Raw genomic sequence first — 24,156 nt, 5'->3', positions numbered from 1 at the left:
GACACTCCTTGACTTCATTGCCAACGCGGCATGCTGGACAAGCAATCACCCTTAAATTGAAGCACCAACACGAGGACAGCATGCAAGGCAGATCCTTCTTTATTGACCGGGTTGTCTCGCGCTCGCGCGAGTGGCAATGCCGGTTTCCCGCGCTGATCGCGGCCGCGCACGACACGGAATCCATTTCGGGCGGCCGCCAGATCGTTGCCGCCGCAACGGCCGAAACCGGCGTACGTTGTGTTCTCTTCAGCAACCACGGCTCGCTGCTCGACTTCAAGGCAACGTGGGCGGAGCTGGACCGCGCAAAGGCCTGGTGGCATTTCGTGGCCCGCTGGAACTTCTTCGTGCTCGCGAACGACCATGACTTCGCGGCATTCCAGAACCTCGGTCCGGCAATCGGCCGCGCCATCGCGCTAAACGCCGGCGACGCACCGCTTTCTAGTGAGGACGCGTTCGCTGCGTTCCTCAACCGGGCTGAAGCGCGCGCCCGGCGTGCATCCGGGTTCGGTCTTCCAGTCGCCCATAGCAGCGAGGAAATGGCATGAGCGAGAACAGCAAGATCGAATGGACCGATCACACGTTCAACCCTTGGGAGGGTTGCCAAAAGGTCGGACCCGGCTGTGACCACTGCTATGCAGAGACGCGTAATCGACGTTTTGGCAAAGGCATTGCAGTGAACTGGGGGCCGAGTGCCCCTCGACGCCGTACGTCGCCGGAGAACTGGGGCACACCTAAGCGCTGGAACGATGCGCACGAGTCGTTTTTCGCGTTGCACGGGCGGCGCCAGCGGGTATTCTGCGCGTCTCTGGCCGACGTGTTCGATAACGCGGTGGATCCGACATGGCGCGTTGACCTGTTGCAGTTGATCGCCGACACACCGAATCTCGATTGGCTGCTTCTGACCAAGAGAATCGGTAACGCGCACGCGATGCTTGATGATGCACTCGGCACGCTGTCCCACGGGCTCACGCGTTGGGCTGACGTGCCATGGCCGAACGTCTGGATCGGCGCAACGATCACCAGTCAGGAAGAAGCGGACCGCGACATCGGAAAGCTGCTGATGACACCCGCCCGGCGGCGATTCCTGTCAATGGAGCCACTGCTTGGCCCGGTCGATCTCCAGCCGTGGCTCGACCCCATCGGCATGTGCTGCGGTCAGGAGATGGAATCGTGCCCTGACTGCCCGGCCAGCGCTGAGTGGATCCATGGACCGACTACTGAATATGCCGAGGATGGCAGTGGCTTCAGCTCAGCGGAAATCGATTGGGTGATCGTCGGTGGCGAGAGTGGGCATGGCGCACGGCCGACGATGTTGGGATGGGAAGAAGATATCGTGCGGCAATGTCAGACAGCTGGCGTGCCCTTGTTCGTGAAGCAGCTCGGCGCGCGCCCGATGAACCATGAGGGCAAGCCGCACGCGATCAGCGACAGGAAAGGCGCGATCCAGACGGAATGGCCAGAGACCTTGCGCTTCAGGGAGTTCCCGAGGTAGTCGGCGAAAAAGCCGCAAGGCAAGGCACCCACTGGACGGTTGCCCACACAACGGATTCCGCGATTGGTAGCCATCCATCTGCGAGAAACAGGGTCGTCATAAACCTTGCTGCCCCGTGCGGCGCTTCGCGTCGCGCGAGCGTTCGCATGGCAGATATGCGAATCGTATGACGATTTCGTCGCCGGAATTGACACCGCAGCCGGGCGATGTTCGGGGTATCCGAAAGTCCCGGGAGCGGCAATAATGCGACTCCCTGCCTCACCCGCTCCGCTCCAACCCATGATTGAACAGCTTTACCCTTGCCCGCACTGCGGCGGCCGGCCGAAGATCGGCCGCTCACAACGTGTTGTCGCACGCTTCGGCGACGCGGAATACGACTACAGCGAGTTCGGCAAGGACGCGGGCCCGCCGCGGCTCGGCGATACGCTGCCGCGCCCGCTTACCGCGCCGCAAACCGAAAAGCTCGTGTCGATCTTTTGCACCGAGTGCAGCGTTACCACCGACTGGGAGCCGGTCGGCGACAACGAAAAAGCGGCAATGGACCGCTGCGCGGCGATATGGAACCGGCGGCTTGACCGCCCGGCAACCACCAGCGAGACCCTTCAGGAGCTGATCGAAAAGGAACTCGGCGCCTGCGACGTCCAGTATGTCCTGAACCTGCTGGCACGCAATGATGGAGACTGGGCCGAACGCGGGCCGATCTTCGCGCAGCTCGCGCAGCGCCTCGTTGATGCGACGGTGGTTACGATCGACTCGTGGCCCATCGACCCGGTCCTGCACGACGCAGCGCGTTACCGCAAGCTCATGCAACTTGCAAAGTGGGTCGATATCGATGGAGAACGACATATCCAGTTTCCAAAGATCCCGACACCGCGCGAACACAGCGACATGCTGTTCGAGGACCGCATCGCTGCCGCGATCGATGGCATGCCCGATCGCGATCGCTGGTAAAAAAAAGCCGGCGCGAAGCCGGCTTCAAGTGGTTCTAGCCAATTTCCGAGGGCCAACTAGAACCTGAGAGACAGGATCATTGTGACCGGCGGCGGTTGCGGACGTTCAACGCTATGAAGGTCGATTTTCACGGTCGTTTGGTCACGCCTCGCTGAGGGCCCGATACAACGCCTGCCGAGAGATGCCCAACGCCGCGGCCGCATGCGTCTTATTGCCGTTGGCCCGCTCGAGCGCTTCGCGAACCTGACCGGCCGTCACCGCCTCGCGCTTCTTTCTGTCCTGCATTGCGAATGTCGACAGATAGGCATTCGCCTTCGTCCGGCGGCTGTGCCCCGCCGCTTCCACTACCTGACGCATCGCTTCCAGATGCCGCTCGGTGTCGGGACGCTCGTCGGAGCCTTTGACCGGCGCCGGTACACCACTCACCCGCTCGTAGAGCGTCTGGAGGTATGCGTGCCTCAGCCCGTGGCTGGTAATGCCAAGTCCCGCCCTGGTGACGCCATGCTTTTCCAGCACGTAGTAGTACCAGTCGCGCCACTGCCGCAGTGTCCGGTCGGCCGGCACCGTTGAACCCGTCAAACCGTTTGTGAGCCGCGCGGCTTCCTGCAGTATTCCGATCTTCGCCTCGACCGGCACGTCGCGCGCCCGGCCACCCTTCGTGCCGCGCGTCACCGACAGCGTCCGCGGATCTCGCGCCGCTTCTGCTGGCCGCAGCATGAAACTCTCTTCGACACGCAGACCAAACGCCGCCTGCAGTTTCAATTGCACCGCGGTGTACGGACACGTCCGGGCGATTTCTTCGATCTTCGCCGCCGCGTCGACGCCGTGAGCCTCCCACGACCTGTCCTCCGTTGCGACGTACGAGCGGACCAGCCCGCTTTTCTCCCTGTCCACGTAGTCGGCGAGCGTGCCGACCAGATTGCGCTTGCCGATCCAGTCCGCCAGCGCCCGCAGATACGTGAGCTTGTTCTCGATGCGACCACCGCTCTGCCCTTTGCCGACCCACAGCTTCACCAGAAACTCGATGTGCTTCTGTTTCAGCGACCACGGCGTCTGCAGCGCGTAACCGTGCTCGCGCAATTCCACAAACGCCTTGCACAGGGCGCTTGCGCGCTGCTCCTGCGTCTTGATCGACAGCACCTTGCGGCTCACGCGGCTCCTGCTATGGATGTCCGCCACGTGTGTATCGAACAGCTTGATCAGCTCATCGGCGAACGCCGCCGGCAGCCGGTATGCGCGCACGGTTGCGCGCACATTCAGGATTGCAGCCATGCATTGCTCCATTATTCGTTGTCCGTCACGCTCCGCGAGGACCGGCATCCCTACCTGATGCCGCATTCGCCCTCGCCGTGCGTATCTCCGTTGCCGCATTTGCCTGCGGCTGCGCCGGTTTTCCCCCGGCGTAGTGTCCTGCGCTTCCTGAACCTTTAGCGATTCCATCCGATCAGCCAGCGACACGGGAAGTGCGTGCGCTTGGACTGTCCAACCTGCTGCCTCCATCACCACACCCGCGCTTCGCGCCTGGTGTTGCCAATGAATTTGCGCGGACCTGTGTCCGGCGCTGCGCGCAAACCGCTGCGCGCGTACAGCTTCGTGGCTACCCTGCCAGCCTGACGCTTTGCGCGTCCCGGCGCGTCATCCGCGTGGCGGTGACCGCACCGGGCTATGTGCCGGGCAATTCCTGTTGCGTGTTCGGGTACGGTACGCCCACCGTTATCTCTTCCGTCCAGGGAGTCGCGTTCGCCGGCGTTGCCGGCCCGCATGATCTCCCCCGCCCCCAAGCACACTCATGTCAGCCGCGGTGTATCGGGCTTCCTGAGTGCACCCAGCATCGTTCGCTGAAAGGGCGCGCTTAGACACACAGGGAGCGGCGCGAACTGTCCAACTGTCCGCCCCCACATTCCCTCATGCGTGTACACGGCGCAAAACAGCCGCCGATCGTATGGATATCGCAGGGTTCAGCCATCCTCACCTTGGATCGCTGTGTACTTGATGTGATTGAAAAAAAAGCCGCGTCACTGTGCGGCCGTGGTCACTTTGATGATTCAGGCGAATGAGAGCCTGATTGAAGACGAGCAGAGGCCTTGGCACTCCGTTTCGATGCGTCGATGACGCGGTAGGTGAACCCAGCATAGGGCATCGCTGGCGGCGTGAACCGACTGAAAGCGGGACTGATGCAGCACGCTTTGGCTGACTTGACTTCGTGCCGTGCTCGCTAGACTGGATCGAGGCCAAACTGACACTTAAGTGTCAGTTTGCGGGGCGATCCGCACACGCCGCGCACGAAGTGACACTTAAGTGTCAGTTATCTGTCACTTCGAGGCTCCGATAACCCGTCACCTAGGAGCGCTCTTGAAAACCCCCGTCTTCGCCATCGACGTCGGCTACGGCAACACCAAATACGCGTACCGCGCAGCCAGCGGCACCATCGCAACCGGCATGTTTCCTTCGCTCGCGCCGCTCGCCGCGAGCCGTATGCTGTCCAGCTACGGTGAGAATGTCCTCGCCTCGCGCAAGGTCGCCATCATCTGCGTCGAGGGCATTGAATACGAGGTCGGCCCGGACGTGTCGCTCACCGCGGCCTACGGCAATACCGGCCGTGCACTGTCGAACGACTTCGTGTTGTCCGATAACTATGCTGCGTTGCTTGCAGGCGCCATGCATTTCTCCGGCGTCACGCAGATCGAGCGACTGGTGCTCGGCCTGCCGGTGCACAACATGCAGCGGTTCTCCACGACGCTCAAGGAACGCTTCGCGGGCGAGATCGATGCCGGCGCACACCGAGTAAGCGTCGAAAAGGTCGTCGTGATTCCACAGCCGCTCGGCTCGCTCGTGTCCGCATCCAGCAACCGGCAGAACGAGTTTGGCCGCGACAGTGCGCACCTGGTGGTCGACGTCGGTTACTTCACCACCGACTGGGTGTACGCGAACGGTTTCACGATGGATGACAAGCGAAGCGGCGGTATCCCGGGTGGCGCGTCGCAGATCTACCAGCGTATCGCCGGCCTTGTTGCACGCGACGAAGGGGAAGCTGTCGAAGATCTCGAGCGGATCGACAAGGCACTGCGCGAGCGCACGCCTTTCTTCTTCTACGGCAAGGACATCGACCTCGACCCGTACCTCGAGAAGTCGCAGCCGCTCATTGCCGGCGTCGTCAAGGAAATGCAGAACAACGTCGGGCAGCTCACGAACGTGCGCTCGATCGTCCTGTCCGGCGGCGGCGCGGCGCTGTACTCGCACGCGATCCGGCGGGCGTTCCCGCGCGTGACGATCGAGGTCATCGATGCACCGTGTCTGGCGAACGCCAAGGGCTTCCTGATTGTGGGCGAGGCTGGCCTCGCGCGCGAACGTACGCGCGATACCACGAAGGCGTGATGGACAAGTTTCCGATGAAGCTGGTCATCGATGCGGTGACCACGCCATTGCTGCACGCGAAACTGAGCGAAGCGCGAACACCGCGCGAGCGTGCCGCCCTGCTGCGCTCGATCGCGGAGTCGGCACTGCGGTTCCACCACGCGGAGCCGTTCACGCCCGCTCCACAGAATGCCGGCGTGGCCACAGTCGTCACAGGCACGAAATCAGACACCGCCTTGCCGCTGCATCTGACCGCATCCGACGAGATGAGAACGAATCCGACCAACGAAGGCGACGCTGCGCGCTACGATTCCGCGGGTATCGCGGACCAGTTTTCTGCGTTCTTCTAGGTGAGCTTGACTTTGCGCCCAGCCTGCGAAGATGAGTTATCGCATTGGTGTACACGGCGCGTGGCGTCGTGCACCGGTGCAAGAGGAGATCGTATGGACATGCTGCACCAACTCATTCACGCGCTCGGCGAGCCGCGCACGTGGCTCTTCGTGGCAACCGCCGTCGCGTGCGGCGTTGCCGGCTGGTATTGCGCCGACTTTCTGTTCGACGCCCTTCATGGCAAGGAGAACGACTGATGGAACCGCTGCTGCGTTACTACCAGGCATTCGCCCGCCTGCCATTCGTTGCGCGCCGCGCGCTGCTGACCGTACTGTTCCTGGCAGTGCTGGTCTTCGGTGTGAAGATCCAGCCGGTGAGCGACGACCTTGCGGGCCTGGCATTGCTCATCGGCTGGATCGGCTTCGCCTGGGCGAGTGGCCTGTGGGTCGTCCTGCTCGGCGCGCTCGTCGTCCTCAAGTGGTTCCTGCGTTTGCGTTACTGGTAGGCGCGGATGCAACGGACGAAAAAAAAAGCGGCTCCCACGTGTGTGTGGGAGCCGCTTTTGTTTCAGGGGTGTCGTTCAGTGCGGTTTAGAAGCCGCCACAAGCGCAAGACGCCGCGTGCAGAAATCCCACGCATCGAAAAAGGACTGGTCGCGACAGGCGTACTGCGTGTTGCCGCTCGCCGTCCGATCCACGACGTCAAACGCCACAGCGTCGGACTTGCCCACAGGCTGGCGTCCGCCGGCGACGCCGTTGGTTGCGATGATTGCAAAGCCGCCTACAAGAACACGGAAAGCGCTCAATTCCGACTCCAGAAAAAAGCCCGTGGTTTTCTCCCGATGGGAGTTCCCATCGGGTGATTGAAAAGGTGGCCAGCGTTACCGGCCTCTATAGATCTCTCAGGCCGCAATTGCCGACAGTGGTCTCAAGTCCGTTGCCGGCGCATTCGGTACCGCCGGCACGTCGTTGCCAGCCTGCGCAAACCACTCGTCGGCGAAATCAGTGCCACGCGCCTTCGGTCGATGAATGATCGCGGTGTACCCGTCGGCACGAAGGCGTTTCGCCAGTTCGACACCGTCAGACACACCCGGTGACTTCAATGTCTTCGGGTCCACGTTGTCGAAGTCAACGAAGATGTGCACCACGCGAATACCGAGACCTTCAGGCACGACAAACTGCCGTAACAGCACGCGATTCAGGCAATACCAGACCGGCACGCCGAACTTCATGAACGCCGCGTACGCCGTTTCAAGACCCTCCGCGACGCCAATTTCTCCGTTAACCGGGTCCATCAGTCGCACCGCGCCGCCCGCGAGCGGGTTAAGCGTCATATCGTTCAGCTTCGGTTCAAGGATTTCGCCCTCGTGCGACACAATCGCTGCCTTGGCAGGCTTGATCCGGTCAAGGAACGTGCGATGCAGTGTGCCGAGCCGTCCGTCAGGCAGTTCGTAACGGGCGATGATGCCCGGCCAGCTGCCGATGATCTTCTTTTCGTGCCGGTATTCGAGCATGCCAAGCCGCAACGCCGGTGAAGGCGCCACGCACAATCGCGGGACACGTGTGCCGAGGTAGCGCATTGCCAGGTCGCCGCTCGCCAAAGGCTTCGCGGCCTCCCACATCGAGTTCAGACGCTTCGCAATGAATTCCGGACTTGCCTTGCGCTTCGGTTTCGGCACTTCAGCAGACCCAGCGGTGCGCATGGGTCGCGGCCCGGGTCCACCGTCGAGTTCGCGCATCAGCCGGTACAGACCGATCCGGTTCACCCGCGTGATCAGCTGAAGCCCATCACCTGCCATGACGTCGCCGTTGTTGCAGTGACGGCAAACCCAGTCGCCACGCCCACGCTTGTTGTCGTACGTGAAGCGATCGGTCCCGCCACAAACCGGACACTCGCATGCCTTGCCATTAAGACGGTCTGCAGGCACACCATAGCTCACGAGGAGCGCAATCCACTGCTCCGGGGAGAGCGTGAATTCCTTCAGCTTGCGCTGCAGCCATTCATACTTTTCGGGCGCGAGCCCTCCTCCATTCAAACTCATGGTCACTCTCCTTCAGGAAGTGGGTTGGTCGATGCCTGAGACAGGCGTGAAAACGCGTGCTCAAACAAGCGGCCTTAACCGGGCGGCTTGTTTCAGCAAACGTGGATCGGGGATGGATGAAATGCGTCTGACGACCCGCCGTGAAGGCGGTCGTCAGAACGGTGAGACAGTTCGGGAGGTGAAGAAGCGGAAGGTGAGAAGGTTCGGGATCAGCAGGCAGACCATGCGGCCCGCGCAATTCTGCGGTTAGACAATGAGCAGCTTACCGAACCGCCTCAGAACGGAATGTCGTCGTCCATCTCATCGAAGCCGCCGCCGGCCGGAGCGCGTGTCCCGCCGCCACCGCCGTGTGACGGCTGCGGCGGCTGAGCGCGTGTGCCAATGTCCGGTGCAGCAGCAGATCTCGCCGGCTGTCGCGTCGGTGCACGCCTGCCCTGCTCGAAATCGTCGTCGCCGCCGTTATCGATGCGGCGGCCGCCGAGCATCTGCATCTGGTCGGCGATGATTTCCGTCGAGTAACGGTCGGTACCGTCCTGCGCCTGCCACTTGCGCGTGCGGATACGGCCTTCGATATAGACCGACGAACCCTTCTTCAGATACTCGCTGACAATTTCAGCGAGGCGCCCGAAGAACGACACGCGGTGCCACTCGGTCATTTCCTTCATTTCGCCCGACGCCTTGTCCTTGTAGCGGTCGGTTGTCGCAAGGCGGATGTTGGCCACAGCGTCGCCGCTGGGCATGTAACGCACTTCGGGATCCGCGCCGAGGTTGCCGACGAGAATCACCTTGTTCACAGAGGCCATTCAGAAAACTCCCTTCATTTGGTGATTGACCATAACCACTTGTCCCAGAGAACCGGCTTGCCGTCGCGCATGCGTGGCTTGCCAGTCGCTTCATCAAACGCCTGCACCTTGATCTTTTCGAGACGACGGACTGACACAACGTCGCCCACCTCACAGCGGGCCGTCGCGATCGCATCCTTCAGGCCTTCGCCCTGCAGGACACGCTCGCCAGTCACGGTGTCGAGATGCATTGCAAATGACGTATAGAATCGCGGGCCCGTGCCCTTGCGGCGCGGAAACTTTTCTTCGCCCCACGATGTAATGCGCCCCACCACAACCGCCGAGTCGAACGTACCGCCCGTCTTGTGGCGTGGTGCCCGCGGCGTGCTCGGGGCGGAAGGCGCAGCAGCATCATCGTCTTCAGGTTCAGCGACGGGCTGCGGTACAGCCCGCCCATCACGTCGCGCCTCGGACGGGCCGGGAACAGGCTGGGCAGTTCCGCGGATCGCAGCGGCGATCGCATCCTTGATGATGCAGCGGTGGATGCGTGCCTGCGCCCAATGAGGAATGAGATCCGGCAGGATCTTCAGGCCGAATGCAGTTTCTTCGGTGTGTTCGTCAAACGCCGGCACGAACTGCACAATGTAGGCACCTTCGTCGACGAAGAGGTTCGGAACGCCAGCGATCATGACGTGCGTTTCGTTCGCAGCGCCCTGCCCGATTACCTTGGGCTGTTGCGTCGGCGCTGGCGTCGGTGACGGCTTTGCAGCTTGAGGTTGCTGCGCAGCAGGTGCCGGTTTGCCCGGGAAAATGTCCGCAAGGACACGCGTGAATATGCCTCGATTTGCCATCGCGTGGTCTCCTAAAGCAACGTGCCGAAGCACCGTGACCGAAGCGCGCGAAGGTCCTGCGCGAGCAGCGGTGTGGTGAGGATCACGTCCTGCATCGTCTCGGGGTCGATGCCGTTGACGCGGCACACGTACACGTACGGCAGCGCGCCGTACCAGTAACCCATGATCCAGCCGAGCGTTGCGTTGTAGTCGCCAACGTCGATCTTCGCGTTGCGCAGACGCTCGGAGAGCAGCGTTGCGCAGTCCATCAGCGACTCGGGCATGCGGTCGCCGCGGCGGCTGTCGCTCGCGAGCGAGATCAGCGCATCGATCATTTTTTCGCGAACGGCGGTGCTCCACAGATGTGGATCGGGGAGCGGGTCGGGCTTGTGAGTTTGAACCAGGACCGGCGATGCGTCGCCGAAGATATCCAGCTGCCAGGCAGCCACATGTGCTTCCATGGGATTGCTCCGGATGTTGCCGGCAATCCCATCGCCCGTGACCGGGAAAGGATTCCCGGCAAGGGTTGAGGCGTCACCAGCGCGCACGGATGCGCACCGGTGACGAAGAAAAAGGGCTGGCCCGTTATCAGGTGCCCGTTCTGAACGGAATGATCACAGCGGACTTCGCATATTGCGGGGCCGGTGTGGGTTCAACAGCTGCTTCGGGAGTCGCGGTCACTGCAGGTGAAACGGGCATGACCGGTATGGCGGCTTCTGCGCGTGCAGCATCAGCAGCTTCCGTTGCGATCGCCTTGGCCTTCTCCTTCATAAACTTCACGACGAAGCGGACCGCGAGAACCGCAACAAACAAACCAACGAAGAAGGATGTCGCCGCGAGGTAAACCGCCATGCACAAGGCAAGCAGCCTGAACGGTGACTTGATCGCGTCTTTCAACAGAAGCTTCAGCATTTTTCTCTCCAGAAAAATTGGCGCACAAGGGAATGTCCGGACAACCGTCCGGCTTTTTCGATGCTCGAATGAGCAGGGAAACCCGCGCGCGAAGCGCTTGCGTATTCGCCATTGGTGAACGACGAACACGCAAATGCTTGACGGGGGATGAGCTAAGGATGCGGTGCAGTTATCGCATGACTGGACAGCCGACTGCCGCTGTGCCATTTCGATGCGTCGCATGACGCGGGAGATGAACAGAGATTACTGCGTGCGCGTGACCGTGACGGGTCGAATGCTCGCGAAAGCGATGCGGCTTTCGGAATTGTACTTTTCTTTCCGTCCGCTTTCACACTACCCCGGAAAGCTCCACTTTTTGTGGAGCTTTTCAGCTTAAGGCCGTCAACTGGTTGACGGCACTGCAGCTCACTTGACTTCGAGATACCCGCGTCAGACTGGACATGTCATCACTCTGGATTGAGATCATGTCCACATTCGTCGTTTTTCTGATTCTTGGCTATATCGGTTACCGCGCGGCGCGCATGGGCCGCGGTTCGTTGCACCTGCGTCGCCCGCGAACTCGCGCCGAAGCGTCAGGCGACGCGGGCGAATCGCTTGTCGAGGCCGAGCTGCGACGTGTGCTCACGTGGCTGTGCGGCGACGACTTCTACCTGCATCATGGACCGGTACTCCTGCATCACGCACCCGGGACTGCCTTTCCAACGGCCGAGATCGATCACCTCGCCATCACGCCGTTCGGACTCTTTGTGTTCGAGACGAAGAACTGGATCGGCCATATCGAACCCGGCGTCAACGCGGAAACGCTGGTGCGCATCGCGCCGAGCGGCGCGCGCGAAACGCGGCGCTCGCCTCTGAAGCAGAACCGCGCGAAGGTCGCTTTCCTTCGCAGTGTGATGCCGGGCATGTGGCCCGTCGAAGGCTTCGGTGTGTTCGCTTCCGACCAGTCTTCACTATCCGCGTCACTGCCTGTGACGCTTATCGGCCGCAAGGATCTCGCTTACGCGATGCGCATCTGTAAAGCCGAATATGAAGCGCAGGGACATAAGCCAGTCAACGTATCCGCCGCATGGCATGCAGTCCTCGCGGTTGCTGATATCGACGCGGGGACCATCGATGCGCATCGCGCGCGTGTGCGATCGAACGAGATCGGCTAAGGCAAACGTTACTAAAGTTCTTTCCGTTTTTTGCCGATGCTCCACGCTTGCCTTAGGCAGAAACTTCGCCTTAAACCGAAAAGAGACCTTTTTTAGAGCGCCTTTTGGTCTCAACGAGGCGAAAACACCGCGTATCCTGACTGCACCGGGCATCCCCATGAACAGCAACGATGCGTTCTGCGCATTCGAATGCCTGTTGCCGTCGTACGCATATTCCACGCTAGAAAAAAATTGGAGTGTCAGCATGAGCAACAAGAATCCCAAAAAAGATCCTGCAGATTCCGGCGACGATTTTGATCCGACACGTCGCGACGATGATGACGGTGCACCCGCCGGTAAATCCGACGGTAACGGTGCGCTTGTGCCACGGGAGGAATCGACGCCACAGATGTTCGCCGCTTTCATTCCCTCTGGTCCGCAGTTGAGCATCGCCGCGCACGAGACCTTCAGCAAGGATCTGCCGGAAGACATTATCCGGACCATCGTCCATGAGAGCGAGGAAATCACCCATTCCTATCGCCGCATCATGGAAGAACACATGCGTATCGGCGGCAGTGTGATCCGCATCATGGCGAGAGTCCAGAACCACATGACCAGTATCCAGGGCGACACCCGCAACGTGCGGGATAGGGCTGCCAAACTCGTCTATGACTATGTCGAAAAGGTATTCCGCCGCAAGCGTACGACGATCAAGCTCTACATGTACTGCTACAGCAAGTTCGCGAACAACGCGGAGGCCATCCAGATTCTCGGATATAGCGACATGACGCTGCTTGTCAGCCCTGAAACGGGCGATGACGTCATCGACATGGTCATGGAGGCCCGCAAGGCAAAGCCTGATATGACCAAACTCGACATGAAAAAGCTGGTCGACGGGTTCAGGAAGGCGCAGGAGCAGTTGACGGAAAAGGACACGCGCATCGAAGCGGTTTCCGTCGAACTCGAGAACGTCGTTGGTCAGCTCGACCAGTCGCAGCTTGAAAACAAGCGGCTCATGGCCGCATACGACCAGCTGAAGGAGGATCTCGCGCGCAACAGGGAAAGTGCGCAGTCGACGCGGGTTTCGCTCGGCGAGGTCGGCCAGCAGGTCACCGCGCTACAACACCAGCTTGCCAACACGGAGCGGGAACTCGAGGCCAGAACGCGTGAACTCAGGGATGCAGCGACGAAAGTGCAGACGAAGGAAGTCCAGGTGCCAACCGTACCTAAGGGGTTCACCGACCTGCAGGAAGCGATCGAGGCATCGCTTGCGCAACTCAAGGAACTGAATGCCCAGCTTGAGGACAAGCAGAAAGAGCTAAGCGCGCTGCAGGAACAGCATGCGGCCGAGACAGCAGCGGTCGAGGAAGGCCAGGCACTCGAAAAAATGTTCAATGCGCTCGTGCAAAAGTTTGGCGCCTTTGTACAGGACTACCACACCACGCAGCTGCACGTGAGTGCGAACGGGCTGCCGGCGCGATTCACTTCCCTCCTCCAGGCGCTGTCCGACCTGGTGGGCAAATTCCATAGCGAATTGCAGACCGCAATACGCGCGGCATAACGGTTTTTTTTCGAAACACAAAAGCAGAGACTATTAGCGGGGCCAAAGAAATGCATAAGAAAGAAGACTACCAGGCCATTGAGCGGCTGTACGTGCCGGATTGGCTGATCTCGCAGATCCAGGGGACCAACTTCGACCTGGTCGATCACATGAAATCGCTGTTGCAGCAGGACGGCCGGTTTAACGAAGTATTCACGGTCGAACGTAAAGAAATCGACCATTTCAAGCATAACCAGACATCTTTGCGCAGCCTGTTGCGCACGCCGTTCCTGATGGTGTCGCCAACGTTGCAGACCGTGGAGGACTGGCGGTGCTTCGTCGATGACACGGCAACGACTGTTGCCGTCGACGAACTGCGTCGCAAGATTCCGCCGCTCGACTCCATGTCGGCACAGGCGATCCAGTTCACCAATCGCCGGTTTCTCGACCTGGTCACGGGACTCGTCAATATGAGCGTGCTCGCTGCTCCGCTGCTTGGCATCAGCACGGAACTTGCGATGTATCTGCAGAAGCTGCAACCGTACCGGCTACGTATGGCGCTCGGGCGCATGCAACGGCTGCCGCTGTTCCGCTGGCGTTTTAATAGCGCAACCTTCTGGTACGAGTTCACGGGCAATACGCTGACCGATGAAATGATCGCGCATCACATCATGCTGACATCGCCCGAAAGGACGGGACACCTTCCCAACCTTGCAGGATGGGCCGACTTGCGGCTCGAGCGCGCGAAGAACGAGACGTTTGCGGACGCGATGATGGCCTACGGCTGCCGTGCATCCACCGCAGCAACGCTCTTCCGGCTGAACCAGAATGCGTTGCGCCGGCGCTATGTCGTCATCAACGGCGAAAGCTCCAAATGCGGTAACTCCGTGAACTCCGTGTCGTGGTGCGTCGATAATCCGCACAACCGTCTGCACGCCACCACCTACACATGGCTGTACCGGTCGGCGATGGCGATGGGCGCGAACGCACCCGAGGCGCTGATCGCCACAAACGACATCTACGGCAAGCTCTTCGACACGCGGCCCCTGTCCGCGGATCGCGGTGTCCACATTACGCGCTCGATGGCCGCCGACACCCGCATGGCCGTCGCGCCCTGTCGTTCGTGCGGCACGCACTACGTGGTGTCGAATACCGAGACGAAGATCGAGATGCACAGCAGCTTCGTCTGTCCCGCGTGCACCCAGCAACTCGGGCCCAGACGGCGCAAAACGCGGCGCAACGCTGGAGGCAACGATGAATAGCCCATTTGTGGGTGTTCCGGCCAGTCTCATCGTGTTAACGACGGACGGCCGCGTGCAGTTCGGATGGATCGATCCGCAGACCGGCGACATTCGCTCCGAAGCGGATGGCCGCGCAATTCCGAACGTCGCCGGCTCGATGGAATGGGCCGCCGACCAGGCCCACTAATCCCAACGATGGAAGATTTCGACTACCTCGCCTCCGACAGTGCCGCTGCCTGGCTCGAAGGCCGCGGCGACGGCCGCTTCGAGCGCTACGAGCAGTTCTATCGGCTCGAGCGCGCAAGCCGCAAGGACTTCGATCTTGAGCGGACGAACCTCAGTTTCGCGGAACAACAGCCGCGCCGCTTGTCCGCAACGATAAGCGCACCGTGGTTCGGGCGCGTGGTAGTCGCTTTTTTTAGCTTCTATATGGCCGCGAAGACGGTGCCCATGCTTGCAGGCCACGCCCCGTTCGCCACTGGCGGCTTGCTGGTCGTCGCCTTCATTGGCCTGCGCATCTTTCACCGGAAGCGCCGCATTCGCGGTTAACGCAACCCATCCAACGAGAGCGAAGTCTTGTCCATGCGTGGCGGGTTACTGGCTTACACCTGCCATTCAGTTCCTTAAGTTTTGGTCCGGGCGTCCGATATCACGATGTCGGCGATCTTTATTGCGTTCGCAGTTTTAGAAAACGCGGACGCACGCGCCGCGCGCACTTGACTTCGCGTACCGCCTGGCAGAATGAAATCAAGGTCGCGCAAGGGGTGCGACCGTCACGAACGAAGGAAACACGAAAATGCAAAAAAAGACCTTAAATTTCACTGCTCTCGCGATCGCAGCATCGCTCGCTCTTGCCGCGTGTAGTGGTGGCGGCGGCGGTGGCTCAACGTCGACCGCACCGGCGACCGCGCCGGCCCAGACCTCGATCCCGCCGCAGACCAACGTGCCGCCGACGACTTTCCCGGCAACGACCATGCAGGCGGCAACGTTCACGCAGCTGAACGCCTATCGCCTCGCGATGGGCGTCGGCGAACTGCGGCAGGATCCGATCCTTGACACGGCGGCGCAAGCTCAGGCTTTGTATCAGGATTCGAATCTGGCCAATGGCAACATCACCGCGCTAGACCACAACCAGGTTTCGACTTTTCCGAACTTCTTTGCGACAACGCCGCTGGATCGCGCACGGAAGGCTGGTGCGCCAGCGACGGAGTATATCGCTGAGGACATCGCGGCCGGTTTGCCCCAAGATAACGCGGCGGACTATGCGGCCAATTGTCTGTCACGCCTGCTCAATACGGTTTATCACCAAGAGAGCCTGACCGACAACGCAGAGACAATCGGCATCGGCTTTCAGCAAACTTTTGCTTCTTTTCCGGATTACACATGCGCGCTTGTACTAGGGCAGACGACCGGCGTAAGTGGCAATCCGATTCCGAACGGGCTGCTCGTTTCAGGTGGTCAACAACTGCCGACCAATGCGATTGCGCACTCGCCGCTGGCAAACGAAAACGGCGTCGCGCTTGCGATGATTCCCGAGGGTACCAATCCGGCACCCGATGTCGTGAACCCTGGTCGACCCGTTATGGTACGGGTGAATGTGGCGAACGTCGGCGACGTGCTGACCGTCAGCAGTTTCACCCTGACAAAGGCAGACGGCTCGGTTGTACCTGCCCGCATCATTGTTCCCACCGGAGCAGTGGCTGGGTCCGTGAGCGGTGTAACTGCTGACCCGAATAATCTGCTGCCGCCGGGCGTTGCTTTCCTGCTGCCCCTTGAACCGCTTACCGCTAACACGACGTACACTGCTAACTTCAGCGGCCAGCGCGACGGCACGCCAATCAGCACGCAGCCATGGACTTTTACCACTGGTGCTAACTAAACTAACCAGCCTTATTTTTTTCCAATTGCGCGTGCCACCCGGCACGCGCTTTTTTTTTGCCCTCGTCGGCCTCACCCCCCGCCATCCGAGTTGGGATCGAGAGGAAATGCTCCGAGATTGGGTGACGGCACAGTCGAACCGTTCAGGAAGGTGCACACGATCATCCAGCTATTGCTTGCAACGACCAACGGGCCAGACACGGGTTGATATCGGAACTCCACCTGGTGGGCGTTTGGCGTGTCTAGAATGACCAGTTGCGTCTCCGGCGAGAACTGAAAAACTGAAAAGTCTGTCGTTGCCGCTATGAGGCTCCTGCATGCCTGATCCATTTGCTTCGGGTCCGGGTTTTGTGAGGGAGGAGGAAGCGGCGGCGCGCACCCAAGCCCGACCCACTGCGCGCCATTCCAGACTGGCGCGGCCGTCTGGACTTGCCCCGCCTGACACGACGGCGGCGGCTGTAAATTGCACTCCGGCTGCGACCACTGGAAGCCTTGCCACACTGAGGCCACGACAGTCGTCCATCCGGCCGCGGTCGGGCAGAGATTCGGAGGTATAGGGTCGTGCCGAATCGCGGTCAGGCAGGTATTGTCCTGGTTGCCGGGTATACAGCCGAAGGGCGGCGTAGCCATCGCAACATTGCCCGTCAGATACAGGCTAATCAGAACCATTAGCCTCAACAACATAGTTCGCAGAGTCATTTTTTTGGCCTCTAGTAATCGCAGTAAACGGAAGCAACCGCCTGCGCGCCGGGAATTCCAGAACTGGTCGTTCCATCAGTAATGCTAATTAGCCACGGCCCATTACCGGTCGAGGCTCCGAAGTTGACTGTTCCCGTGAAGTCGATCGAAAAGTTTTGCGCAGCGAGGAAGATTTTCGGCACGCCGCCCGCCGAACAGACCGGCGCGGCTACAAACGAACCATGGCTGACGACGATCTGCTGCATCAGTTGCCACTGCCCACCAACCGGCATCAGCTGGCCTCCCTGGCACGTCAGAACCTGCCCCGACCCGTCGCTGTTGCCGACCACGGCGGGCGGGGTACAGGGCGCGCGAGGCACCCCGGTATTCGCGAGTTGCAAGGGGCCATGTAATGTGGCTGTTCCCATATCGGCGGCTGCCGGTGCGGTTCCCGCTTCATTCTGGATAAACAATGTGCCAGGCGAGCGCACGGCATTGCTCACCGCCACGTTTGACGCTGCCACCGTCGGCGCAGCAATCGTGCCTTGCGCGTCGATATTGCCGACGTTATGCAGGTCGACGCCGTTGACGTTCTGACTACCGGTCCACGTGAGGTGGCCATCGCGTGCGATCCATACCGAGTCCCCATCCGAGCCCGGACCGTTCGTTGCGAGAATCACCGCGGGCAGGTTGCCAAGCGGATTGGTCGCGGTCCACGCGCCGTTCAGGCCGCTGATCACGCTCGCGTTCTGTACCTTCGAGAATCCGAACGAATTCCCCCCGGCAAGCGCGACCTGCGCAGCGCCGGCGACGTCTGCGACGCCACCTTTCGTAAGCGGCAACGACGGGTACAACACGTACGAAACGTGACAGTTGCCCGCTTCCTGCGTGCAGCCGGCCGGCACCATCGACATGTTGATCGTGTACTGGCCACCCCAGAACGGGCCATTGCGGTGCGGCTGCTTGAGGTTGCCTTTCGTGAACAATTCGTCCAGCGTCGGCGGCGTCAGATCGGGTGAACCGCTCTGCGTGAACTGGTCGAGCAGCGCCGCGAAGTTATCGGTCACCCACTGCGACAGCGCGTCGTTGATAACCTGCTCGTTCTGCCCTTCGACGGCGAGCAGTTGCGCGCGCTTGTGCGCGATATCCTCGCGGATGCCCTGCACCGTGAGCGCCGCGGCGGCCACCAGCACAATCACCATCTCGATAATGCTTGCCATGGTGGCCGTCCTAGCTCCGGGTCGTGAACATCTCGATACTGGCGGTGCTACCCGCCGAGGTGCACGCGGTCGCCGCCGTGCCGCTATCGAACGTCGTGGTCGGCCCCGAGACCGTCGTGCTGTTCACGACGATCTGGGTGTACGCATTGGCGAGCGCCGCGACGCTTAGCGAACAGACCGTGGCCGGTACCGGGTACGTCACGACCAGTGCGTCGTTGGTCGATTCGACCGTTCCCGCCGCTGCCGTGACGTCGCCACCGAACATGCCCCTAAGCGCCGTGCCGCCCGTTGCAACTCGCGAACCGGCCGCGTCGAACGCGTGATTCTGCGAGAGCGTCTGCAACGTCTCACCCGAGAAGTCGGTATCGTTCGCGGTCGCATCGAGAATGCCGGTATGAAACAGCTGCGCCTCGCTCTTGAACTGCGATGCGTGGATACGATCCATCACGAACTTGCCGCCGGCGTACGCAGCAAGCGCGAGCAACGCGGCACCGGCCATCACCGCGGCCGCCTCGATCATGGACAGCTCGCCCGTCTGGCGCCGGCGGCGGCCCAGATCGCGCAGCGTGGGCGAATTGAGTGGACGTTTGTATTGGGACATGGCGTTCCTAACGGGTAAGGGTTTGAACATCGGTAACTGACGACGTATCGAGGCTGGCCGCGCCGGTCATCACATACGAGCCAACGCCGAGCAGGAGAAACATCGCCGCGGCGATGCCCAGCAGCACGTAGTGCGTGATCTTCGCGCTGCGACGCACCGCTTCGACCACCCGCGACAGCGAATCCCGACCGAGATCCTTGATGGCCTGCACGAACTGGTCGCGACCGGCCGCATCCGCGATCGTGTCGACCACCATCTCGGAGAAGATGCCCGTGTCGAGTGCGCGCATCGGTTCGTGCGGCGTGAGCGTGAGACGGCGGCTCATGCGTGTGAGGTGCCAGCGCAACCATGGATCGGCCGAGCGCGTGAGGCGGTCGAGCGCCGCGCGCAAGGTCAGCCCGGAATCGAACAGGCCGGATAGCGACACAATCAGCAGCGCCGCGCGCAGATCGCGACGGTTGCGCCACATCAGCGGCGCACGATCGATCCGGTTGCGAAACTCGCCTGTCCAGCGGCGCAGCGTCCAGAAGTAGGACGAGACCGCGGCGATCAGCAGACTGCCGGTGAGCCACCAGTAGTCGTAGCAGAACGTGTCGATCGCATAGATGATCTGGCCCGACGTTGGCCACTGCGCGAGCGGCTTGACGTCGAGCACCTGCGGGAAAATCGCGCCGCCGAACAGCATGCAGAACGCGTACAGGTAGACGAGCAGGAACGCGGGGTACGCCATCTGGATCGACGTCGTGCCCGACAGGACGCGTTTCGCGTTCGCCGCCATCTCCGCCAGCTCGAGACCCCGCACGGCGGCGTCCGCGCGATTGGACGCGTCGGCAAGTTCAAACAGCGCATACTCGTCGCGCGGCACAAACGACCTGATCGCGGCCGAAAAGCTGTCGCCCGCCTGCATGCGCTTTGCGATGTCCTGGAACGCCGGCCATACGAGTGCCCGGCGCGAACGATGCCGGCGCTCAAGCGTCGTCAGCCGCTCAAGCAGCGTCTCGCGATTGCGTAGCCCCTTTGCGGCGACGTCCAGGCGCGTTTCGCGATAGAACGTCTCGCGCATTTTCTGGAAACGCCATGTCGCGATGCGCATGCGTTCGGCGCGCGGCAGCACCATGAAAATCCTGTACAGGATTGACCGGATCACGATGGCATCCTCCCGTCGCAATCGGCGAACACGCGATACTCCTCGAACGGCTTCATCGATTCGTCGATGAAGCGCGGATCGATGAGGCCGACCGACGCCTTGTAAAGCGCATGTTCGTAGATGGTCTTGCCGGTCATGTCCGGTTCGCCAAAGCCGGCAAGACGGCCTGCGCGCCACACCTTCTCCGCACCGCGCCAGTCCCGCACCGCGACCTGCTCGAGAAACTCGGGCGTTGGGCGGAACAGTTCCATGGCGAGCGTCTGCCCTTTCGTACCGGCGGCGACCTTGCCCGCGCGCGTAAGCAGGCCCGGCAGGCGGCAGTGGTCGCAGCCCTCTTCGTCGCGACACGCCATCTTCGATGTATCGAGGCCGAACTTCGAACGCAGCAGTTCAAGTTGCGCGGCAGGCATTACGTCATTCGCCGGACGTTTGCAGTGCGGACACAGCAGCGGAATCAGCTTCTGGTTGCCGACCGCATTGATGAACTTCCCGGATGACACCTCGTCCATCGGCAATTGCAGTCTGCCTCCCGCAAGGCGCATGAATGCGCCGATCGCACTGTCCGCGTGAAGCGAGGTGCGCACCGGGTGGCCCGTCAGCGCGAGTTCTGCAACGAGTGAGGCCACAACGCGATCGCGGATCTCCCCCACTGTGACGTCGTCGGGATCCATTCGCATGAGCGAGCGGATGACCTCGGCGCATTTGCGATTGGCCTCATCGTCTGACTCATCAGGTCGACGCGGGATCGAAATGTCCGATAACCACGGCATCGGGTATTCGGACGGTTCGTTGACCGCGAACTGTTTGCGCAGATCGCGTGAAGTCATCAGAAACGAGAACGCACGCAACAGCGTGGTCTTCGCGGAACCGGTCTCCCCCGTCAGGATCGTGACGCCACCGCTCACGTTACCCAGCGACTCGATGATGCGAAGCTGGCTTTGCTCCAGCCCCATCTCGCCGGGGAGCCGCACCTTGTAGTTCCTGAAATTGCCATCCAGCAGACGCAGTGCGACGTCAAACCCGCCAACGAGCGACGTGCTCTGCCAGCGCAGGTTGAGCAGATCCATCTGCGCGACGAGCGGGATCATCGCGGACTGCGGTGCGCTCGGCTGGAACGTCTCGCCTGAATTGGTGTTTCGCTGGACCAGGTCCTGGTATGCGGCCGACAGCGCGCGCCGCACCAGCGCCTTCGGCATGTTGCGGTAGGAGTACAGGTCGCCGTTCACACGGAAGCGCAGTTCCACCTCGTCGTTGAAGTCGCGGTACTCCCAGTGGACGTCGCTCGCGCCGTACGCGTGTGCGGCCTCCATCACATCGCGGAAGGTGCCGATCGCGCGCGACGATTCGGGCACGATCGCGGCCGACCGGTTCTTCTCGCTCGCATAAAGCGCCGCGATCACTTCTTCGGTCGCGATCATTTCCTCGCGCACCGCGATGTCGGCCCGCACGAGATCTTTCAGGTACGTCGAGTAGAACGCCGTCTCATGGAAGCGCTTCGTCGCGACAACGATGGCCACACCGGCCTGCAGGTCGACGGCGATGAACTCGCGGCGCGCAGCGTCGGTGATTTTTAGCGCGGCGTCGGCACTGCGCTCGCAGAGAATGCGCTTGAAGGTGATCGCGTCGGCGGACACCAGTTGTGGCAGACCGGTCGGCGTAATGGTCACTTCCGGTGCAATGAGATCCGTGCCCCGATCAGCCATATCCGGAGTGGTTGTCTGCGCAACAGGTTCCCGGTCTTCCGGCTGAGAGATGGTGCGAACAGGTTCGACGACGGATGCCGTCGCCGGCGCAACAATTTCCGCGTCTCCGTCAGAAGCAGGCGCCGCAAGTGGCGCTTCGGGCGCCGTGTCTCCCGTTGCTGTGGGCTCATCCGGCGTGCCGCGAGGCGCTCCACCGCGTTCCAGCGGATCGTGCACGTCAACGTCCGTGACGTCCGCCATGCGCAGGCGCATACCCAGCGTCATTGGTTGACCCGCGACCGGTTCGGCAGCCGTGCTACGCGGCGTGGCCGCGGGTTTCGCGCTCTCAAAGCGCGGTTCCACGCCGGCGATCGGCATCGACGCTGCGGGCGTCGATTCAGTGAAGCTCGTGCGCCAGCCTTTCAGCTTCGAGAACAGCCCGCGCGAGGCCGGCTCGTCGTTGTCCACATTTGAAAACATGCCCATGTGTTATCTCCCAAAAGGACTACCGCCGACCGCCCCGGGCATCATGCCGGGTGGCAAAGGCGCACCGAGTTCCGCGAGGGAACGCAGCGGCCCGCCACCCGAAACCGCAGGAGCCGGATCGCGCTGCGGCGAACCGCCCGTGATGGGTTCCGTCCATGTGCGTTTGCCGTTCGATACGCTCACCTGATAGCCGTCGACCTTCTTTACGCTCCAGCCGTTGAGCAGCTTCGCGCCGACATGTGCCGGGTAGACGGCCCCGCGGTATTCGTAGAGGACGTTCGAGCCGGTTGAATCACCGAACGCGCCAACGAAGCGGACCGGTTCAACGCGCTCTTCAACGCGCACGGGAGCGGGAACAGCGGCGGGTTCCGGCTTGGGCGGTGCAGCAGGAGGTGTCATCGCCGCCTGCGAAGGAGACACAGGCTGATCCCCGCCCTTGAGTTGGCGCACGACCTTGTCGCGCGCCAGCTGGTCGATATCGTCGATCGACAGGTGCGGGGTGGAGGAGTCGGCATACGCCGCGGCGCTCGCCAGCAGCGCCGCGCACATGAGAAGCCGTTTAGTCCGGAACATAGTATTTGCCCTTCGCAGTGAAATGAATGCCCACCTGATCCTTCAGCCATAGCTCGACCGTCAGGCTCTCGAGCGTCATGCTCGCGGGTAGCCGCGCAAGGAGCGGGGCCTGCCACCGGAAGCCCTCGGCCTTCCACGTGCCCTGCCGGATCATCGGTATCGGCTTTCCCTTCGCGGCGCGCGCGAGCGCCGGTGGCGCCGCGAGTAGCGGCTTCGCCGGGTCGAGCTTGACCGAGTACCCGTAGCTGTCGATCTCGTACGGCTTGACCGACAGCCGTTGCGGCGGCGTCTGGACCATGTCGATCAGCGCCTGCTCGCTGGGCCAGTCCTTCACGTCTTTGGCCGATACGGTCGCAACGGCAGGTACTGCTGGCCCCTGCGCGCTCAGATGACGGGCATCCGCATCAAAACGTAGCGGCCGCATCGAGGCCGGCGCGGCAAGGTTGAAGTCGTCGAAGTTGCCGCCTTCGCGACGGAACGTGATCACGCAATGCCCGACGGCACCGCACTCGGCCCTGTCAAACAGCCATCCCTTGAGCACCGTTTCGGCCGGGCCGAACTGCGTGAGCAGCATTGGCGCAAGCGCCGATGCGCGCGGCTCAGGATGCGCGAACGTCTGGGTGACGACTTTCGCGTACCGCTCCTGCAATGTCGGTTCGCGCTTCGGCGGCGGTGGCGGCGGTGCAAAGGCGTCCATGACCTTGCTGACGCCAAAGACGAGCGTCGCAACGATGACGATGAGCGGTACCGCGGCCGGTACGTGCATCGGCAGCTTTTCGATCCGCCCGCACTTGCGCTCGGCGAGCAGCGCCGCGGCGTTGAACGCCTCGTCGACGTCGCCAATCGACTGGCCTGCGCCCAGTGTCGTGAGGGCGAGGTTCAGGCGCAGGCATTCCTGCTCGATATCGAAGCGCCGCGTGTTCGCCGCCTCGAGTGTCAGCACCTCGTCGTGACGCACCGCGCCACGCACCACGAACACGAGATGTACCTTCTCGCCGTCCTGCAGCAACACGAGCGCGGCGATCTTCGACTTCACGCGCGCGTGCAGGGCAATGCGCGCAGCGCCCGAATACAGACGCGCGCCCTGCACGTCCCCCGTGTCCGGCGTCGCAAAGCCGCCGATCAGTTCCTCGCCAACCCTGTATTCGACGTAGTGCGTCGCGCCAAAGTCATCGGCGTAGCGCCGGCGCTCGGCGCGACCGCCCTTGACCGGATACGCGCGCCAGTCGAGACCAAAGGCCAGACGCGCGCGCCTGTCACCCGGCAGTGGTTCGGTGATGTGCAT

The 24,156-nt window shown here is 61.8% G+C and carries 26 protein-coding genes; 13 read left to right on the top strand and 13 right to left on the bottom strand.

The genetic code is table 11. The features are described from left to right. Positions 1-80: 80 nt before the first annotated feature. The 3 genes from BX592_RS16685 (at position 81) to BX592_RS16675 (ending at position 2,443) form a co-directional block, all read left to right on the top strand. Positions 81-545, top strand: a complete 465-nt coding sequence (locus BX592_RS16685; protein ID WP_134192910.1) for a hypothetical protein — start codon at positions 81-83, stop codon at positions 543-545. After that, complete coding sequence (locus BX592_RS16680; RefSeq protein WP_134192909.1) at positions 542-1,492, top strand: phage Gp37/Gp68 family protein; 951 nt, start codon at positions 542-544, stop codon at positions 1,490-1,492. The genes BX592_RS16685 and BX592_RS16680 overlap by 4 nt, the downstream gene beginning before the upstream one ends. 279 nt (positions 1,493-1,771) lie before the next feature. Beyond that, on the top strand, positions 1,772-2,443 hold the full coding sequence (locus BX592_RS16675; protein WP_134192908.1) for a Lar family restriction alleviation protein: 672 nt from the start codon (positions 1,772-1,774) through the stop codon (positions 2,441-2,443). A gap of 141 nt (positions 2,444-2,584) precedes the next feature. Here BX592_RS16675 and BX592_RS16670 read toward each other — a convergent pair whose 3' ends face one another. Continuing rightward, complete coding sequence (locus BX592_RS16670) at positions 2,585-3,715, bottom strand: helix-turn-helix domain-containing protein (protein ID WP_134192907.1); 1,131 nt, start codon at positions 3,713-3,715, stop codon at positions 2,585-2,587. 1,080 nt (positions 3,716-4,795) lie between these two features. Between BX592_RS16670 and BX592_RS16665 the strand changes: the two genes are divergently transcribed. From BX592_RS16665 to BX592_RS16655, 4 genes are all read left to right on the top strand, one after another. Continuing rightward, positions 4,796-5,818 carry a PRTRC system protein D gene (locus BX592_RS16665; protein ID WP_134192906.1) on the top strand — a complete coding sequence of 341 codons (1,023 nt, stop codon included), beginning with the start codon at positions 4,796-4,798 and terminating at the stop codon, positions 5,816-5,818. Then, positions 5,818-6,147 (top strand): hypothetical protein, encoded by a 330-nt coding sequence (locus tag BX592_RS16660; protein WP_134192905.1) that lies wholly within the window; start codon positions 5,818-5,820, stop codon positions 6,145-6,147. The genes BX592_RS16665 and BX592_RS16660 overlap by 1 nt, the downstream gene beginning before the upstream one ends. Before the next feature lie 93 nt (positions 6,148-6,240). After that, positions 6,241-6,384: a hypothetical protein gene (locus tag BX592_RS33855; protein WP_166676377.1), complete on the top strand. Its 144-nt coding sequence runs from the start codon at positions 6,241-6,243 to the stop codon at positions 6,382-6,384. Next, positions 6,384-6,632 carry a hypothetical protein gene (locus tag BX592_RS16655; RefSeq protein ID WP_134192904.1) on the top strand — a complete coding sequence of 83 codons (249 nt, stop codon included), beginning with the start codon at positions 6,384-6,386 and terminating at the stop codon, positions 6,630-6,632. Before BX592_RS33855 ends, BX592_RS16655 begins: the two co-directional genes overlap by 1 nt. Positions 6,633-6,707: 75 nt before the next feature. Here BX592_RS16655 and BX592_RS16650 read toward each other — a convergent pair whose 3' ends face one another. The 6 genes from BX592_RS16650 to BX592_RS16625 form a co-directional block, all read right to left on the bottom strand. Further along, complete coding sequence (locus BX592_RS16650; RefSeq protein WP_134192903.1) at positions 6,708-6,932, bottom strand: hypothetical protein; 225 nt, start codon at positions 6,930-6,932, stop codon at positions 6,708-6,710. 96 nt (positions 6,933-7,028) lie between these two features. Then, on the bottom strand, positions 7,029-8,168 hold the full coding sequence (locus tag BX592_RS16645; protein ID WP_134192902.1) for a primase-helicase zinc-binding domain-containing protein: 1,140 nt from the start codon (positions 8,166-8,168) through the stop codon (positions 7,029-7,031). 275 nt (positions 8,169-8,443) lie between these two features. Continuing rightward, complete coding sequence (locus BX592_RS16640; RefSeq protein ID WP_134192901.1) at positions 8,444-8,971, bottom strand: single-stranded DNA-binding protein; 528 nt, start codon at positions 8,969-8,971, stop codon at positions 8,444-8,446. Between the two features lie 14 nt (positions 8,972-8,985). Beyond that, positions 8,986-9,801 carry a hypothetical protein gene (locus BX592_RS16635; protein WP_134192900.1) on the bottom strand — a complete coding sequence of 272 codons (816 nt, stop codon included), beginning with the start codon at positions 9,799-9,801 and terminating at the stop codon, positions 8,986-8,988. A gap of 11 nt (positions 9,802-9,812) precedes the next feature. Then, complete coding sequence (locus tag BX592_RS16630; RefSeq protein ID WP_134192954.1) at positions 9,813-10,241, bottom strand: hypothetical protein; 429 nt, start codon at positions 10,239-10,241, stop codon at positions 9,813-9,815. Positions 10,242-10,368: 127 nt separating this feature from the next. Further along, the gene (locus tag BX592_RS16625; RefSeq protein WP_134192899.1) at positions 10,369-10,692 is read right to left on the bottom strand and encodes a hypothetical protein; all 324 of its coding nucleotides are present in this window, start codon (positions 10,690-10,692) and stop codon (positions 10,369-10,371) included. A 464-nt stretch (positions 10,693-11,156) separates the two neighbouring features. Here BX592_RS16625 and BX592_RS16620 point away from each other — a divergent pair, with 464 nt between their 5' ends. The 6 genes from BX592_RS16620 (at position 11,157) to BX592_RS16600 (ending at position 16,485) form a co-directional block, all read left to right on the top strand. Next, positions 11,157-11,846: a nuclease-related domain-containing protein gene (locus BX592_RS16620; RefSeq protein ID WP_134192898.1), complete on the top strand. Its 690-nt coding sequence runs from the start codon at positions 11,157-11,159 to the stop codon at positions 11,844-11,846. Between the two features lie 244 nt (positions 11,847-12,090). Continuing rightward, on the top strand, positions 12,091-13,386 hold the full coding sequence (locus BX592_RS16615; RefSeq protein ID WP_134192897.1) for a hypothetical protein: 1,296 nt from the start codon (positions 12,091-12,093) through the stop codon (positions 13,384-13,386). Between the two features lie 50 nt (positions 13,387-13,436). Then, positions 13,437-14,627: a FlhC family transcriptional regulator gene (locus BX592_RS16610; protein WP_134192896.1), complete on the top strand. Its 1,191-nt coding sequence runs from the start codon at positions 13,437-13,439 to the stop codon at positions 14,625-14,627. Further along, complete coding sequence (locus tag BX592_RS33850; RefSeq protein ID WP_166676376.1) at positions 14,620-14,793, top strand: hypothetical protein; 174 nt, start codon at positions 14,620-14,622, stop codon at positions 14,791-14,793. The genes BX592_RS16610 and BX592_RS33850 overlap by 8 nt, the downstream gene beginning before the upstream one ends. 8 nt (positions 14,794-14,801) lie before the next feature. Beyond that, positions 14,802-15,155: a hypothetical protein gene (locus BX592_RS16605; RefSeq protein ID WP_134192895.1), complete on the top strand. Its 354-nt coding sequence runs from the start codon at positions 14,802-14,804 to the stop codon at positions 15,153-15,155. Between the two features lie 247 nt (positions 15,156-15,402). Beyond that, complete coding sequence (locus tag BX592_RS16600; protein ID WP_134192894.1) at positions 15,403-16,485, top strand: CAP domain-containing protein; 1,083 nt, start codon at positions 15,403-15,405, stop codon at positions 16,483-16,485. 709 nt (positions 16,486-17,194) lie between these two features. Here the strand turns inward: BX592_RS16600 and BX592_RS16595 are convergent. Genes BX592_RS16595 through BX592_RS16570 form a run of 6 tightly spaced genes read right to left on the bottom strand, consistent with a single transcriptional unit; the run spans position 17,195 to position 24,156 of the window. Then, on the bottom strand, positions 17,195-18,382 hold the full coding sequence (locus tag BX592_RS16595; protein ID WP_134192893.1) for a hypothetical protein: 1,188 nt from the start codon (positions 18,380-18,382) through the stop codon (positions 17,195-17,197). A 10-nt stretch (positions 18,383-18,392) separates the two neighbouring features. Further along, the gene (locus BX592_RS16590; protein ID WP_134192892.1) at positions 18,393-18,983 is read right to left on the bottom strand and encodes a type 4 pilus major pilin; all 591 of its coding nucleotides are present in this window, start codon (positions 18,981-18,983) and stop codon (positions 18,393-18,395) included. 7 nt (positions 18,984-18,990) lie between these two features. Continuing rightward, the gene (locus BX592_RS16585; RefSeq protein ID WP_134192891.1) at positions 18,991-20,130 is read right to left on the bottom strand and encodes a type II secretion system F family protein; all 1,140 of its coding nucleotides are present in this window, start codon (positions 20,128-20,130) and stop codon (positions 18,991-18,993) included. Further along, entirely contained in the window at positions 20,127-22,298 is a 2,172-nt protein-coding gene (locus BX592_RS16580; protein ID WP_134192890.1) for an ATPase, T2SS/T4P/T4SS family, read from the bottom strand. Before BX592_RS16580 ends, BX592_RS16585 begins: the two co-directional genes overlap by 4 nt. Positions 22,299-22,301: 3 nt before the next feature. Further along, positions 22,302-22,871, bottom strand: coding sequence for a hypothetical protein (locus BX592_RS16575; RefSeq protein ID WP_134192889.1), 570 nt, complete (start codon positions 22,869-22,871; stop codon positions 22,302-22,304). After that, entirely contained in the window at positions 22,858-24,156 is a 1,299-nt protein-coding gene (locus BX592_RS16570) for a type IV pilus inner membrane component PilO (protein WP_134192888.1), read from the bottom strand. Before BX592_RS16570 ends, BX592_RS16575 begins: the two co-directional genes overlap by 14 nt.

Source organism: Paraburkholderia rhizosphaerae (assembly GCF_004366595.1).
In the GTDB taxonomy this organism is placed as follows: Bacteria; Pseudomonadota; Gammaproteobacteria; order Burkholderiales; family Burkholderiaceae; genus Paraburkholderia; species Paraburkholderia rhizosphaerae.
Note: the sequence above shows the minus strand (reverse complement) of the source record. Positions and strands in the feature narration are given on the sequence as shown.